The organism is Aeromonas sp. 603404 (assembly GCF_049171775.1).
Taxonomy (GTDB): domain Bacteria; phylum Pseudomonadota; class Gammaproteobacteria; order Enterobacterales; family Aeromonadaceae; genus Aeromonas; species Aeromonas veronii_A.
Genome location: NZ_JAAKPE010000005.1, coordinates 78,920 through 93,742 on the forward strand (window position 1 = coordinate 78,920; position 14,823 = coordinate 93,742).

The 14,823-nt window shown below is 59.6% G+C and carries 16 protein-coding genes; 12 read left to right on the forward strand and 4 right to left on the reverse strand.

Annotated elements, in window-relative coordinates:
- Positions 1-5: 5 nt before the first annotated feature.
- The 3 genes from G5306_RS09090 (at position 6) to G5306_RS09100 (ending at position 2,075) form a co-directional block, all read left to right on the forward strand.
- Positions 6-1,181 carry a S8 family peptidase gene (locus G5306_RS09090; protein ID WP_216954981.1) on the forward strand — a complete coding sequence of 392 codons (1,176 nt, stop codon included), beginning with the start codon at positions 6-8 and terminating at the stop codon, positions 1,179-1,181.
- A 113-nt stretch (positions 1,182-1,294) separates the two neighbouring features.
- Complete coding sequence (locus tag G5306_RS09095) at positions 1,295-1,504, forward strand: YgdI/YgdR family lipoprotein (RefSeq protein WP_129503426.1); 210 nt, start codon at positions 1,295-1,297, stop codon at positions 1,502-1,504.
- A gap of 169 nt (positions 1,505-1,673) precedes the next feature.
- Positions 1,674-2,075: a DUF2541 family protein gene (locus G5306_RS09100; RefSeq protein ID WP_129503427.1), complete on the forward strand. Its 402-nt coding sequence runs from the start codon at positions 1,674-1,676 to the stop codon at positions 2,073-2,075.
- Between the two features lie 83 nt (positions 2,076-2,158).
- On the opposite strand, the gene mog is transcribed toward G5306_RS09100, so the two are convergent.
- Positions 2,159-2,689, reverse strand: a complete 531-nt coding sequence (mog, locus tag G5306_RS09105) for a molybdopterin adenylyltransferase (protein WP_005354170.1) — start codon at positions 2,687-2,689, stop codon at positions 2,159-2,161.
- Between the two features lie 393 nt (positions 2,690-3,082).
- Here mog and G5306_RS09110 point away from each other — a divergent pair, with 393 nt between their 5' ends.
- The 8 genes from G5306_RS09110 (at position 3,083) to proX (ending at position 9,445) form a co-directional block, all read left to right on the forward strand.
- On the forward strand, positions 3,083-3,418 hold the full coding sequence (locus G5306_RS09110) for a DUF3135 domain-containing protein (RefSeq protein ID WP_421230636.1): 336 nt from the start codon (positions 3,083-3,085) through the stop codon (positions 3,416-3,418).
- Between the two features lie 235 nt (positions 3,419-3,653).
- Positions 3,654-4,451, forward strand: a complete 798-nt coding sequence (locus G5306_RS09115; RefSeq protein WP_005348133.1) for a threonine/serine exporter family protein — start codon at positions 3,654-3,656, stop codon at positions 4,449-4,451.
- Positions 4,448-4,573, forward strand: a complete 126-nt coding sequence (locus G5306_RS09120; RefSeq protein WP_005335209.1) for a hypothetical protein — start codon at positions 4,448-4,450, stop codon at positions 4,571-4,573. The genes G5306_RS09115 and G5306_RS09120 overlap by 4 nt, the downstream gene beginning before the upstream one ends.
- Entirely contained in the window at positions 4,570-5,037 is a 468-nt protein-coding gene (locus G5306_RS09125) for a threonine/serine exporter family protein (protein ID WP_026035076.1), read from the forward strand. Before G5306_RS09120 ends, G5306_RS09125 begins: the two co-directional genes overlap by 4 nt.
- Before the next feature lie 18 nt (positions 5,038-5,055).
- On the forward strand, positions 5,056-5,547 hold the full coding sequence (gene folA, locus G5306_RS09130; RefSeq protein ID WP_421205079.1) for a type 3 dihydrofolate reductase: 492 nt from the start codon (positions 5,056-5,058) through the stop codon (positions 5,545-5,547).
- Between the two features lie 555 nt (positions 5,548-6,102).
- Positions 6,103-7,299 carry a glycine betaine/L-proline ABC transporter ATP-binding protein ProV gene (proV, locus tag G5306_RS09135; RefSeq protein WP_216953005.1) on the forward strand — a complete coding sequence of 399 codons (1,197 nt, stop codon included), beginning with the start codon at positions 6,103-6,105 and terminating at the stop codon, positions 7,297-7,299.
- Positions 7,296-8,450 (forward strand): glycine betaine/L-proline ABC transporter permease ProW, encoded by a 1,155-nt coding sequence (proW, locus tag G5306_RS09140; RefSeq protein ID WP_216953006.1) that lies wholly within the window; start codon positions 7,296-7,298, stop codon positions 8,448-8,450. The genes proV and proW overlap by 4 nt, the downstream gene beginning before the upstream one ends.
- Entirely contained in the window at positions 8,447-9,445 is a 999-nt protein-coding gene (proX, locus tag G5306_RS09145) for a glycine betaine/L-proline ABC transporter substrate-binding protein ProX (protein WP_227342055.1), read from the forward strand. Before proW ends, proX begins: the two co-directional genes overlap by 4 nt.
- A gap of 93 nt (positions 9,446-9,538) precedes the next feature.
- On the opposite strand, the gene G5306_RS09150 is transcribed toward proX, so the two are convergent.
- Genes G5306_RS09150 through G5306_RS09160 form a run of 3 tightly spaced genes read right to left on the reverse strand, consistent with a single transcriptional unit; the run spans position 9,539 to position 13,825 of the window.
- Positions 9,539-10,321 carry a phosphoadenylyl-sulfate reductase gene (locus G5306_RS09150; RefSeq protein ID WP_421312762.1) on the reverse strand — a complete coding sequence of 261 codons (783 nt, stop codon included), beginning with the start codon at positions 10,319-10,321 and terminating at the stop codon, positions 9,539-9,541.
- Positions 10,311-12,035 carry an assimilatory sulfite reductase (NADPH) hemoprotein subunit gene (cysI, locus tag G5306_RS09155; protein WP_421312763.1) on the reverse strand — a complete coding sequence of 575 codons (1,725 nt, stop codon included), beginning with the start codon at positions 12,033-12,035 and terminating at the stop codon, positions 10,311-10,313. The genes G5306_RS09150 and cysI overlap by 11 nt, the downstream gene beginning before the upstream one ends.
- Positions 12,035-13,825, reverse strand: coding sequence for an assimilatory sulfite reductase (NADPH) flavoprotein subunit (locus tag G5306_RS09160; protein ID WP_421312764.1), 1,791 nt, complete (start codon positions 13,823-13,825; stop codon positions 12,035-12,037). The genes cysI and G5306_RS09160 overlap by 1 nt, the downstream gene beginning before the upstream one ends.
- Before the next feature lie 189 nt (positions 13,826-14,014).
- Here G5306_RS09160 and G5306_RS09165 point away from each other — a divergent pair, with 189 nt between their 5' ends.
- Positions 14,015-14,821, forward strand: coding sequence for a PhzF family phenazine biosynthesis protein (locus G5306_RS09165; RefSeq protein WP_421312765.1), 807 nt, complete (start codon positions 14,015-14,017; stop codon positions 14,819-14,821).
- The last annotated feature ends 2 nt before the right edge of the window (positions 14,822-14,823 follow it).

The following is a 14,823-nucleotide window of genomic DNA, read 5'->3' on the forward strand; positions in this document are numbered from 1 at the left end:
GGCTGATGAGACGGATATGGACAGGCCTGCTGGTGGCAGGCGTACTGGCACAGGGGGTAATGGCTGCCGAACGGGCTCGTTATCTGGTGCAACTCAAGCCGGGGGCGGAGGCCGCTGTGCTGGCCCAAAGCAAAGGGATGGGGGGCGAGCTGGCCCTGCAACTGCCCGAGCAGCATGCGCTGGCGCTCTGGTTGCCAGCTGCTGCAGCGACAGCGCTGGCGCGCAACCCCAACGTGCTGTGGGTGGAGCCGGATGCCAAGCGTTATGCCAGTGCCGAGACCCTGCCTTATGGCATTCCCATGGTACAGGCGCCACAACTGAGCGATGGTATGGCCGGAGAGGTGCTGGTGTGTATCATTGACTCTGGCTATAGCGGCAATCACCCGGATCTGCCCCATGGGGCGCAGGTGCAGGGTAGTGACAACGCAGGTACAGGCAGCTGGAGCAGTGACGAAAACGGTCACGGCACCCACGTGGCAGGCACCATAGCCGCCATTGGGGGGAACGACATGGGCGTGGTCGGTGTCTTGCCGAATCAGAGTGTCCCGCTGCACATCATCAAGGTGTTTGGCGCCAACGGCTGGGCCTATACCTCCAACCTGGTGGGGGCTCTCAATGCCTGCAAGCAGGGGATGAGCAGTCGTGGCTTTACTCGCATGGTCATCAACATGAGCCTAGGGGGCAATGTGCCCAGCAAGACGGAAGAGCAGGCGTTCAATCAGGCTTACAGCCAGAATGTGTTGAGTGTGGCGGCGGCGGGCAATGCGGGCAACACCAGCAAGTCCTATCCCGCCTCTTACAGCAGTGTGGTGAGCGTGGCTGCTATCGATGGCAGCAAGCAGTTGGCTTATTTCTCGCAACGCAACGATCAGGTGGAGCTGGCGGCCCCCGGTGTTGCTGTGCTGTCGACCGTGCCGAGTGGTTACGCCAGCTACAGCGGTACCTCGATGGCGACCCCTCATGTGGTCGGGGTCGCCACCCTGGCCTGGTCACAGCGGCTGGAGTGCAGCAATGATCAACTGCGCCAGACCCTGCGCAGCAGCGCCCAGGATCAGGGGGCTGTCGGACGGGACAACAGCTATGGCTATGGTCTGGTGCAGGCCAGAGCCGCGGCAGATCGGCTGGCACTTGGCTGTGGTTCCGGTACCGGTAGCAGTGGCAAACCGGGTGGTCGCAAGTAACTGATTTTTGATGGTGATCTCACTTTATTGTGCAAGTTTCCGACTGCCTGCCGGATTGGAGTAGGCTGGATATGACACCCTCGTGGTGAGGGTGAAAGGAGAAGAGTGCGCCTATGAAAAAACTGATGATGATCCTGGTGTGCGCCCTGGGGCTGGTAGCATGCAGCTCCCAATACATCATGAGCACCAAGGATGGCAAGATGATCACCACAGAGAGCAAGCCCAAGCTGGACGAGAGTACCGGTATGTATCGCTATTACGATCATGAAGGGCGTGAGGTGATGATTAATAAAGAAGATGTGACCCAGATCATGGAGCGTTGAGCGCTCATATGCAGTCAGGGCCGCAATATGCGGCCCTTCACATTTTTACCGGCAAATTCCTTCATTTTCTCAGGCAATCGCCCCTCTTTCGCCGCAAATGCGCGTTCGGGTACAGCTTCCGTTATGGTTCGGTCCGTATTATTGCACTCCGTTTTTTATTGGAGGTGTTATGTCCCTGATGTCTATCTGGAATTCCCGTTTTTCCGCGCGCACCCTGCTGGGTGGTGTCTTGCTGGTGGTGGCGTCAGCCAGCCATGCTGGCGATGATCAGTTCACGCTGGGGCGGACTATTTTGCTGGGGGCCGGTGATCATGGTGCGACAATTCCTTTGGTGATTTGCCGTCAGACCAAATATATCAAGGTGAAGGCGGAACGTGATTTGACCCTGGATCGGGTGGTGGTGACCTATGGTGGTGATCGTACCAAAACCATTCGCTTCGATCGGGAGATGAGCAGTGATAAAGAGACCGAGTGGAAATCACTGGGTTCGCGTCGTTGTGTGAAAAAGATCGAAGTGTACGGTAATTCAGAGCGCAGCAAAGCGGGCGTAAAAGTATTCGGCCGTAAATAATCGATGCATTTTGTCTGCACGAACAGATGAGCTAAAAATAATGGCGAGCCGTGGCTCGCCATTATTTTTTATGGTCGGCTTTGCTATTTTTTCGGCCGAAATGGCTTGATGACAGTTTCATCGCACTCGAGATACGGCCCTTCCATCAAATCGATGCAGTAGGGGATGGCGGGGAATACTGCATCCAGACACTCGCGGATCGATTTGGGCTTGCCCGGCAGATTGACGATCAGGGTGTCGTCGCGCAGTCCGGCTGTCTGGCGCGACAGAATGGCGGTCGGCACAAACTTGAGGGATTCGGCCCGCATCAGCTCGCCAAAGCCCGGCATCATGCGATCACACACCGCTTCGGTCGCTTCCGGCGTGACATCCCGCTTGGCCGGGCCGGTGCCGCCTGTGGTGACGATGAGACAACACTGCTCTTCATCCGCCAGCCGGATCAGGGTCGCTTCAATCTGATCCTGTTCATCGGGGATCACCTGATAGACAGGTTCCCACTCCGAGGTCAGATAGGCGTTCAGGGTGTCGATGATGGCCTTGCCGGAGAGGTCTTCATAGATGCCCGCGCTGGCGCGATCGCTGACGGTGACGATACCGATTTTTGCCTTGCTCATGGTCTGCTCTTGAATGTCCGATAAAAGTGGCAATTAAAATAACATAATCAGTGAGATATGTTAAATCGTCGGAAGGAGCTACTGGTCATTTTATGGATGATAAAGAGTCGAATGAAGCAAAATAAGGCCACCCGGATTTTTATTTGCAATAAAAAACAGAAAATCACAACCTAAAATGTATAAGTGTTTTATCTCGCCTGAATTAAAAACAATCGCTTGTTTCCAAACACAATTAAAATAGATAGACACCCTCGTAGTGACCATTGTCCGGTTTAGTCCCCAGTGGATGGATTGAACCCTTTTTAGCCGCATCGTATATACAGATTTATATGGCTGGGACGTGATGGTGTGGTACCGCAGTGTGTTGCCAGCAATAGTCGCCAAGGAGGGCATATGGAGTTGCCTGATTTTGACACCCTGAAGGAGTTGGCCGCGAGAGAGCCTTCCCGGCTGGATGCGATCCTGGAGCAGCAGATCGACCAGTTGATGGCCCGAGCTCGCCCCGATCAGCAGCGCCGTCTGCGCGGGTTGCAGTTCAAGATTGATGGTCAGCGCCGTCTGGCGAAAAACAATCTTGATAGCTGTATCCGGATTACCAACATGATGCGGGAATCTTTTTATTTGATGCGCAGCGAAATGAGCCAGTTCAGAGAAGAGGGGGACCCTCCGCCTGAAAGCGATGGCAGTGGTAAAATAATCCGTCTGGCGGACTATCGACGTCGTAAATAATCTGCAATAACCCCCTTGAATGATATTTCAGCCAAATCGGTGAGGCCATAATAAAGGGGATTCCTGGCGACCTGATTGTTATGGTTTTTAATGTTAGTCGTAATGTATTTGTGATGTAATTTCTTTTCTCCTTCTTGTAATAACTAATTAGTCAGGTTGTGATAGGGGTGGATGAATAACAGTAAAAGTTAGGCTAATATGGCCGAAATTTTTATTGCTACGACTCGAAGGGATTATGAGAAGTATCACACCAAGACGGGTGCTGTCGCGGGAGCAACAGACAGAGATCACCCGCATTATCGTCAAGGTGGGTCAGATGTTGGCCCAGTTCGGGGCGGAGAGCCGGATCATCGAGCAGACCACGGTGCGGTTGGGGATGGCGCTGGGGCTGGAGAGTGTCGAGATGGCCATCTCTTCCAGTGCCATCGTGCTCACCAGCCTCTATCAGGGGGGCTGTGTTACCACTACCCGGCGGGTGCGCGAACATGGCATCAATATGCAGGTGGTGTGCGAGATCCAGCGGATCTGCATCATGGCGGAAAAAGAGCTGATCGGTGCCCGTGAAGTGCGCCAGCGCCTCGAAGCCATCGTCCCTTTCCACTATCACCCCTGGTTGGTGGTCCCCATGGTGGGGCTCTCCTGTGGTGCCTTTAGCCTGCTGTTTGGCGGAGACTGGCCCATCTTCCTGGTGACCTGCTTCTCATCTGCCGTGGCGATGCGGGTGCGCCAGCTGATGGCTCGCCATCACCACAGCCCGCTCATCAACTTTGCCGCCACCGGCTTTATTGCCACCCTGCTCTCCTCCAGCGCCACCTTCTTCAACTGGGGTGACCAGCCCTATCTCGCCATGGCGGCCAGCGTGCTGCTGCTGGTGCCGGGCTTTCCGCTGATCAATGCGGTCTCCGACATGGTGAAGGGCTACTTCAACATGGGGCTGGCCCGCTGGGGGACTGCGACCCTGCTGACCATCAGCGCCGCCATAGGTATCATTTTGGCCATGTCGGTCACCGGGATCTGGGGGTGGAAGGTATGAAGGCTGTCGACTCTGTATCGGCCAGCGGGAACGGGGTTGCCCTGCTCACCATCAGCGCACGGATCAATACCGGCATCATTCTCGCCATGTCGGTCACGGGGATCTGGGGGTGGAAAGTATGATGGATTTGCTCTGGCTACTGGCCAAGGATGCCTTCTGGTCCTCCATCCCGGCGGTGGGGTTTGCCATGCTGTTCAACGTGCCACCACGGATGCTGAAGTATTGCGCCATGGGCGGCGCGCTGGCTCACAGCCTGCGTACCCTGCTGATCCACTATGGCATGCCCATCGAGTGGGCGACGCTGGCGGCGGCGACCACGGTCGGCTTTGTCTGCGTCTACTGGTCGCGCCGTCTGCTGGCACCGCGTCCGGTGTTCAGCGTTGCCTCCATCATTCCGATGATCCCGGGCAGTTATGCGTTCAAAACCATGATTGCGGTGGTAGAGCTCAACATCAACGGCGTGACCATGGAGTTGATTCAGAGTGCGGTGGAGAACGGCCTCAAGGCGCTCTTTATCGTCGGTGCCCTCAGTTTCGGTTTGGCGATCCCCTCTCTGGTCGTGTACCGTAACCGCCCCATAATCTGACAGACGGTGAGAGGCCCCATGAAGATTTCCATGATTGCCGCCATGGCCCACGACAGGGTGATCGGCAAGGACAACCAGATGCCCTGGCATCTGCCTGCCGATCTGGCCCACTTCAAGCGTGTCACCCTCGGTAAACCGGTATTGATGGGGCGCAAAACCTTCGAATCCATCGGTCGACCGCTACCCGGACGGCGCAATCTGGTGATCAGCCGCAACCCCGACTACCGGGCCGACGGCGTGGAGGTGATCGACTCGGTGGACGCGGCGCTGGCGCTGCTGGCCGGCAGTGACGTGGCCGAGCTGATGGTGATCGGAGGCGGTCATCTCTACGGCCAGCTGCTGCCACGGGCCGACAGGCTCTATCTGACCCGCATCGATCTGGCGGTGGAGGGTGATACCCGCTTTCCGGCCTTCGACGAGGGCGACTGGTCGTGCATCGAGCGCGAGTCACATCAGCCTGACGAGAAGAATCCCCACTTCTACTGTTTCGAAACCTGGCAGCGGCGTTGACGGGCGGCGTTACCGCTCTGGCTGATAGCCCCTTGTGTTGCACAAGGGGCTTTTTTCGTACGGGCTATTTGCCAGAAGCTCCGTGCCAGCAGGCCGATTGTCCAGAGGTGGCAGGGCGATCTCATCGCGGCGTGTGAACGCACCTTCATCCTCTGCTCTGCCCCTCCTCTGCTCCTTTTCTTGTCCCCCAATCTGTCCTCATTGTGACCAATAAATAGTTAGATGTGTAATCATTTGGTCGCTGTTGATTATCTGGATGGCGCGTCACACAGTTACCGTCATTAACCTGCATTTTCTTGCGCTTTTTTGATTGTTTTTGAATGATTTTTCCCAGTGCATCTTCGTTTTATATGGAAGATTTTATGGATAAGACCAGGCTTTGTTCGGTTTTTATTGATAAAAATAACTTTTTAAAATCAATTGTTTATTTTGTGGTTTGCCTTTGGGGACTCTATTGGTCCTTTTGTTTTGGGTGTTTATTGCTTAGTGTAAAAAGCAGTTGGCTCGCGTTCGGCAGGTTAATCACCAAGATGTCGACCATGAAAAAAGGACAGTATGACAGTCAAACTCGAGGTTAAATCACTCTACAAAATCTTCGGCGATCAGCCGGAAAAAGCGTTCAAATTGCTGGCGAAAGGGCATGACCGCGCCAGCATCCTGCAAAAAACCGGGCAGACCCTGGGGGTCCAGGATGTCAATCTGGCCATCGACGAAGGGGAGATCTTCGTGGTGATGGGCCTCTCCGGCTCGGGCAAATCCACCCTGGTGCGTCTCTTCAACCGGCTGATCGAGCCGACCCGCGGCCAGGTACTGATCGATGGCGAGGACATCGCCGCCATCTCCGACGGCGAGCTGCGTCAGGTGCGGCGCAAGAAGATCAGCATGGTATTCCAGTCCTTCGCCCTGATGCCGCACCTGAGCGTGCTGGAAAACACCGCCTTCGGGCTGGAGCTGGCCGGTGTGCCGCTGGCGGAGCGCCAGCAGAGCGCCCGCCAGGCGCTCCATCAGGTGGGGTTGGGTCAGTGGATCGATGCCTTCCCCGATGCCCTCTCCGGCGGCATGAAGCAGCGGGTCGGCCTGGCCCGCGCACTCGCCAACGACCCTGACATCCTGCTGATGGACGAGGCTTTTTCGGCGCTGGATCCGCTGATCCGCACCGAGATGCAGGACGAGCTGCTCAAGCTGCAGGCCAGCCAGCAGCGCACCATCGTCTTCATCTCTCACGATCTGGACGAGGCGATGCGTATCGGCGATCGCATCGCCATCATGCAGGACGGCCAGCTGGTGCAGGTCGGCACCCCGGACGAGATCCTCAACCAGCCCGCCAATGACTATGTGCGCGCCTTCTTTCGCGGGGTGGATCTGGCCAACGTGTTCAGCGCCCGCGACGTGGCCAGCCGCAAGCAGATGCCGCTCATCAAGAAGCACACCACCGACGGGCCGGGCAACGCCCTGCGCCAGCTCAAGGAGCAGGAGCGGGAGTTCGGTTACGTGGTGGATCGCCGGCGTCGCTTCATCGGGGTCGTCTCGGTGGAGTCGCTCGGTCATGCAGTCAGGGCCAAAGGCAGCCTGGAGCAGGCGCTGCTGGCGGACATCCGGCCCATTATGGCGGACACCGCCCTCAACGAACTGATCAGCCAGGTGGCGGCCGCCCCCTGTCAGGTGCCCGTGGTCGAGGAGGATGGCACTTATCTGGGCCTCATCTCCAAGGCCAACCTGCTGAACACCCTGGACAGGAGTACCCCGGCATGAAGCTGATGAATCCCAATTTTTTACTGAGCGGGCTGCTGGCCCTGGTGCTGCTGGCGAGCCCCGCCCTGCGTGCCGATGAGGTGGCGGCCGACCCTTGGGGCGCCACGGCTTCTAGTGCCACCGAGGTGGCCGATCCCTGGAGTGATACCGCCACCGCCGCCACCGACTGGCAGAACCAGATCGAGACGGTGGATACCACAGCTGCCGTCGACTGGCTGGATCCCTTCCAGCAGGCGTTGGTGCCACTGGACAGCTGGGTCGAGGATGGCATCGGCTGGCTGGTGGACAACCTGCGTCCCGTGTTTCAGCTGATCCGTGCACCGGTGGAGCTGGCGCTGGGCGGCATGACCCATCTGCTGCAGACGGTACCTTCCACCCTGATGATCGGTCTGCTGACCCTGATCGCCTGGCAACTGGTGAACGCTCGCATGGCGCTGGGAACCCTGTTCTCGCTAGTGGTGGTGGGCCTTATCGGCGCCTGGTCCGATGCCATGGTGACCCTGTCGCTGGTGCTGACCTCGCTGTTCTTCTGCGTGCTGATCGGGCTGCCGGTCGGCATCCTGCTGGCGAGGAGCGAGCGACTGTCGCGCTGGACACGGCCGCTGCTGGATGCGATGCAGACTACCCCGGCCTTCGTCTACCTCATCCCCATCGTCATGCTGTTCGGTATCGGCAACGTGCCCGGGGTGGTGGTGACCGTCATCTTCGCGCTGCCGCCGATGATCCGGCTGACCATGCTGGGCATTCGCCAGGTGCCTGCGGATCTGGTTGAGGCGGCCCACTCGTTCGGTGCCAGCCCCTCTCAGCTGCTGTTCAAGGTACAACTGCCGCTCGCCATGCCCACCATCATGGCCGGGGTCAACCAGACCCTGATGCTGGCACTCTCCATGGTGGTGATCGCCTCCATGATTGCGGTGGGGGGCCTCGGCCAGATGGTGCTGCGCGGCATCGGCCGGCTCGACATGGGGCTCGCCTCCATCGGCGGCCTCGGCATCGTATTGCTGGCCATCGTGCTCGACCGCCTGACCCAGGCGATGGGACAGCCGGATCGCAGTCGTACCGGCCGCTGGTATCAGCGCGGCCCCGCCGCCCTGCTGCTGCGCCTGCTCGGCCGCGACAAGTCTATCGATTACAAAGGAGTAAATGCATGAGGCTCATTACCAAGACGCTGACCCTGGGTTCCCTGCTGTTGAGCTCCCAACTGCTCGGCCCGCTCGCCATGGCCAGCACCGAGCTGCCGGGGGAGGGAGTGCGCGTCCAGCCCCTGCAGAGCTCATTGCCGGAGGAGAGTTTTCAGACCTTGTTGGTCAGCAAGCTGATGGCGCGCCTCGGCTATGACGTCCAGCCGGCCCAGGAGGTGGATTACAACGTGGCCTACGCCTCGGTGGCGCAGGGGGATGGCACCTTCCTCGCCTTCAACTGGATACCGCTGCAAAACAACAAGTATGAGCAGGCTGGCGGCGACAAGGTGTTCTTCCGTGAGGGCACCTATGTGGCCGGGGCCGCCCAGGGCTATCTCATCGACAAGCAGACCGCGACTCGCTACGGCATCACCAATCTGGGTCAGCTCAAGGATCCCAAGCTGGCGGCGCTGTTTGACGGCGATGGCGACGGCAAGGCCGACCTGGTGGGTTGCAATCCGGGCTGGGGCTGCGAAGAGGCGATCAACCGTCATCTGGCCGGGTTTGGCCTGACCCCGACCGTCACTCACAAGCAGGGCAACTACGCGGCGCTGATCGCCGATACCCGTGCCCGTTACCAGGCCGGCAAGCCGGTGCTCTACTACACCTGGACCCCCTACTGGCTCAGCAGCGAGCTGGTGCCGGGCAAGGACGTGGTGTGGCTGGAGGTGCCCGCCGACGGCCCTGATGCGGCCAAGACCCGGCTGCCGAACGGCAAGAACTATGGCTTCCCGGTCAACACCATGCATATAGTGGCCAACAAGCAGTTCGCCGAGGCCAACCCGGCAGCCGCCAGGCTGTTCTCCATCGTCAAGCTTCCGCTCAATGACATCAACGTGCAGAACGGCCTGATGAACAAGGGGCAGAACAAGCCGGCGGATGTGGAGCGTCACGCCGACGCCTGGCTCAAGGGCCACGAGGTGCTGGTGAACGACTGGCTGACCCAGGCGCGCGCCGCCAAGTAATGAGGGGTGGAATGCCACCCTTTTGCGCAAATTAAAACGCCCGGCTGTTGCCGGGCGTTTTTTTATGAAAGCCGTGCGGGTGGACAGCTTGGCTCAGATGCCTGAGCCGTCGTTCTCGCCATTTTCCTCGTGCAAACCGCACTCGCGCTTGAGGCCGAAGAAGCGGGTCTGCTCCTCGCTCATGCCCGGCTCCCACTTGGCGGTGGTGTGGATATCGCCCACCGAGAGATAACCCTGCTCCCACAGCGGGTGGTAGGGGAGGTCGAACTCCTTGAAGTAGTAGAAGACATCCTTGTTGCTCCAGTCGATCACCGGCAGGAACTTGAAGCGGCCGCGCTGGATGCCCAACACCGGCAGCTTGCCACGGCTGCCGGACTGCTCCCGGCGCAGGCCGGAGAACCAGGTCTGGGCCCCCAGCTCACGCAGGGCGCGGTCCATCGGCTCCACCTTGTTGAGCTGGTTGTAGCGGGTGATGCCCTCTACCCCCTGCTCCCACAAGAGACCAAATCGCGCCTCCTGCCAGGCGGGGCTGAGCTCGGCCCGATAGATCTTGAGATTTAGCGCGAGGCGCTCGGTCAGCTCGTCGATAAAGCGGTAGGTCTCGGGGAACAGATAACCGGTATCGGTCAGCACCACCGGCACATCGGCCCGCTCGCGGCTCACCAGATGGAGCATCAGCGCCGCCTGAATGCCGAAGCTGGAGGAGAGCACATGCTCCCCCGGCAGATTGGCCAGAGCCCAGCGCACCCGCTCGGGGGCGCTCATGGTATCCAGCTCGCGGTTGAGGGGCGCCAGCGCCTCGGCCTGCTCTTCACGGCCGAGGGCCAGCAGTGCCTGCAGGTCAAGGCGGCCATATTCAGTGACATTAAGCGGCATAGAAGTCTCTCGCAGAGTCGATAACGGGGGCAATTACCCCAACCCGGATCACGAAGTCGCCGAAGCACTCACCCTGATTTCGCTCGGTGGCCCAGCGGCCGATCAACGCGTCGAGTTCGGCCAAAATCTGCGGCTCGGTGATGTTCTCGAGGTGCAGGCGCGGAATGCGGGTCCCCTCCAGATTGCCCCCCAGATGCAGGTTGTAGCGGCCCGGCGCCTTGCCCACCAGACCTACTTCCGCCAGCATGGCGCGGCCGCAGCCGTTGGGGCAACCGGTGACCCGGAAGATGATGGCGTCATCCGCCAGCCCATGTTTGGTGAGCAAGCCCTCGATGTCGGTGACAAACGCCGGCAGCATGCGCTCCGCCTCGGCCATCGCCAGCGGGCAGGTAGGCAGGGCCACACAAGCCATGGACTGCTTGCGCTGCTCGCTCACGCCGTCATCCAGCAGGCCGTATTGGCGTGCCAGCCCTTCGATGCGGGCCTTCTCGCTGGCAGGCACCCCGGCGATGATCAGGTTTTGGTTGGCGGTCAGGCGAAAATCCCCCTGATGCACCTTGGCGATCTCCAGCATGCCGGTTTTGAGCGGCTTGCCCGGGAAGTCCAGCAGGCGGCCATTCTCGATAAACAGGGTGAGGTGGTGCTTGCCGTCGATCCCCTCGACCCAACCGAAGCGATCGCCCCGGCTGGTGAACTCATAGGGGCGAACCGGTCCGAACTGGATGCCAGCTCGGCTCTCCACCTCGGCCTTGAACGCTTCGACGCCGACACGCTCTAGGGTGTACTTGGTCTTGGCGTTCTTGCGGTTAACCCGGTTACCCCAGTCGCGCTGGGTGCTGACGACGGCGGCGGCCACCTCCAGCACGTGAGAGAGCGGAATAAAGCCAAAATCGCTCGCCTTGCGCGGGTAGGTGCTGGTGTCGCCGTGGGTCATGGCCAGGCCGCCGCCCACCAGCACGTTGAAGCCTACCAGCTTGCCGTGTTCGGCAATCGCCACGAAGTTGAGATCGTTGGCGTGGATATCCACGTCGTTGTGGGGCGGGATCACCACGGTCGTCTTGAATTTGCGCGGCAGGTAGTTGGAACCCAGGATCGGCTCCTCATCCTGCCCCAGTTTTTCACCGTCCAGCCAGATTTCCACGTAGGCGCGGGTCTTGGGCAGCAGGTGTTCGGATATCTTCTTGGCCCACTCGTAGGCCTCCTGATGCAGCTCGGACTCCACCGGGTTGCTGGTGCAGAGCACGTTGCGGTTCACATCGCCCGCGGTGGCGATGGAATCGATGCCGGTGCTGTTGAGGGTCTGGTGCATCAGCTTGATGTCGCGCTTCAATACCCCGTGGAACTGGAAGGTCTGACGGGTGGTCAGGCGGATGCTGCCGTAGAGGCTGTGCTCTTCGGCGAACTTGTCGATGATCTGCCACTGGGCCGGGGTGATGATCCCACCCGGCAGGCGGGCACGCAGCATAACGTTGTGCAGCGGCTCCAGCTTCTGGGCAGCGCGCTCCGGGCGGATGTCGCGGTCATCCTGCTGATACATGCCGTGAAAGCGGATCAGCTGGAAGTTGTCGCCGTTGAAGCCGCCGGTGAGCGGGTCCTGCAGATCTTGCTCTATGGTGCCGCGCAGGAAGTTGCTCTCGCGCTTGAGGCGCTCGTTGTCGGCCAGCGGCCCTTCGACCGGTCCCGCTTTGGGGTGAGAAAGAGGTTGTTTGCTCATCAATAGACATCCCTTTGATAACGTTTGGCACGACGCAATTCGCTCAAATACTCTTCTGCTTCCTCACGGCTCTTGTGGCCGTGTTCGGCAATCACTTCCAGCAGGGCCTCCTGTACATCCTTGGCCATCTTGTTGGCGTCGCCACACACATAGACGTGAGCGCCTGCTTCCAGCCACTGGTAGAGCTCAAGCCCTGCCTCGCGCAGGCGATCCTGCACATAAATCTTGTTGGCCTGATCCCGGCTGAAGGCCAGGGAGATCTTTGACAGCAGCCCCGATTTCACATAACGCTGCCACTCCACCTGATAGAGGAAATCCTGGGTAAAGTGGGGGTTGCCGAAGAAGAGCCAGTTCTTGCCCTCGGCACCTTGGGCTTCCCGCTCCTGCATAAAGGCGCGGAACGGGGCGATGCCGGTGCCCGGGCCCACCATGATGACGGGGGTGTCGGGGTCTTGCGGCAGGCGGAAGTTGTCGTTGTGCTCGACGAATACCCGTACCTCGCCATCCTCAATCAGCCGATCCGCCAGATAGGAGGAGGCTGCGCCGCTGCGCACTGTGCCATCTTCCTGCGGGTAGCGCACCACGCCGACGGTCAGGTGCACCTCCTCTTCCACTTCGCTCTGGGCGGAGGCGATGGAGTAGAGGCGCGGGGTGAGGGGACGCAGCAACCCGATCAGCTGCTCGGCCGTGAGGGCGGTCGGGAAGCGTTTCAGCACATCCACCACCTGAGCGGAGGCCACCAGTGCATTGACCTGGGCCTTGTCACCGGCCAAGTCTTTCAGCGCCGCGTTGTCCGATATGTCAGCGAGTCCTGTGATAAAGCCGCCGTGCAGCCGGGTCAGTTCGAAGTGACCGGTCAGTGCGGCGCGCAAGGTGCCGTGAGCCGTGGTTTCATCGCCAGAGAGGCCGGTCAGGGCCAGCACTTCGTCCACCAGTTCGGCGTCATTGTCGAACCAGACACCGAGGGCATCCCCCGGCTGATAGGTGAGGCCGGAGTCGGCCAGATTGATCTCTATATGGCGGATATCCTTGGTGGAATCCCGGCCGGTGATCTTCTGATTGACCGACAGGCGGGCAGGGAAGGGATTCTCCTTGCTGTACTGGCTGTGGCCAACCGCCTGCTGCACCGCGCTGGCTACGCTGCTGCTGGCCGCACCGGTAGAGAGGGTCGCGGTGATGGCGTTGAGTGCCTGTTCGCCCCACGCCTTGGCGGCATCCTGATAATCCACATCGAGGCTGGCGAGCTCATAAACCCGCTCGGCCCCTGCTTTGGCGAGGAAGTCGTCAAAATCTTTGCCGGTCTGGCAGAAAAATTCGTAGGAGCTGTCACCCAGCCCCAGTACCGCGAACTTGAGCCCGTCCAGCTTGCCAATCTTGCCTTTTTTAAGCTGCTCGAACAGATCGACGGCGCTCTCCGGCGGTTCACCCTCCCCGTAAGTGCTCACTACCACCAGCAGGTGGCTCTCTTTCTTGAGCTGCTTGGGTTTGTAGTCGGCCATCGACGCTAGGGTGACGGGGAGGCCTCGGGCCTCGGCCTGCGCCTTGATGGCAGTGGCGACCCCTTTGGCGTTGCCGGTCTGGGAGCCGTAGAGAATGGTCAGGCTGCCGCTGGGCGCAGCCACGGCGGCGCTGGCAGCAACGTTCTGGTGACCGGTCTGGGAGAGGCCGTAGAGATATCCGCTCACCCAAGCCAGTTGCTGGGTATTGAGAGTCGAGAGTACCTGGCCCAGCTGACGTTGCTGCTCGTCAGAGAGGGGGGAGAGGTTGAATGGGGAATCCTTCAATTGCATCACACGCGTCTTCCATGGTCTGATTTTTGGCCAGATTAAAGGGCGTGTTGGATAACAACAAAGAATAAAAATGTCTTCTTTATTCTATTAATGCATTAAAGGGGCAGAGGTACGCCTGTTCCCGCAGCAAAAGAGGGGCGTGGTATAAAGGGCGTTAAATGAGAGCCACTTGATAACATAGGAAGTGCCATGTCCAATATCAGATTGTTTCATGTCAATGCGTTCAGTCGGCAGCCCCTTGGTGGCAACCCCGCAGTGGTTGTATTGGGACCCGCCCTGCCGGATGCCAGCCAGCTGGCGATGGCGGCCGAGTTCAACCTCTCCGAGACAGCCTTTCTGGTACAACTTGGCAGAGCCCATTATCAGTTGCGCTGGTTCACGCCGAAAGTCGAGGTTGATCTCTGCGGTCATGGCACCTTGGCGGCTGCTCATGTGTTGTGGCAGACAGGGGCGGTAGCTGCACACGAGACTATCCGCTTCGAGACCCGTAGTGGTGAGCTGCTGGCCCAGCGCGAAGATGAGTGGATTTGGCTCGATTTTCCGCGTATCGCATTGACTCCACTGACTCTGGACCTCGCCTATGCTGCCGCGCTCGGCTGCCAACCAAGACAAACCCTGGCGGCCGGGGCCAAGTTCTTGCTGGAACTGGCAAGTGAAGAGGAAATCCGTGCGCTTTTGCCAGATTTTCATGCTCTGCGTGCTTTGCCGGGACGGGGGGTGATAGTGACGGCGCCCTCAAACGACCCGAACCATGACTTTGTCTCCCGCTATTTCGCCCCTTGGGTGGGCGTCGATGAGGATCCGGTTACTGGTTCCAACCACTGCGCTCTGGTGCCCTTCTGGGCCGAACGGCTTGGTAAACGGCAACTGCGGGCCCGTCAGATTTCGGCCCGTGGTGGTGAGTTGCGGCTTGAACTGCAGGAGGCGCGGGTACTGATGGCCGGTCAGGCCGTCACCTTGTGGCAGGGAGAGTGGCTGCTACCGCCAGCCTCATAAGC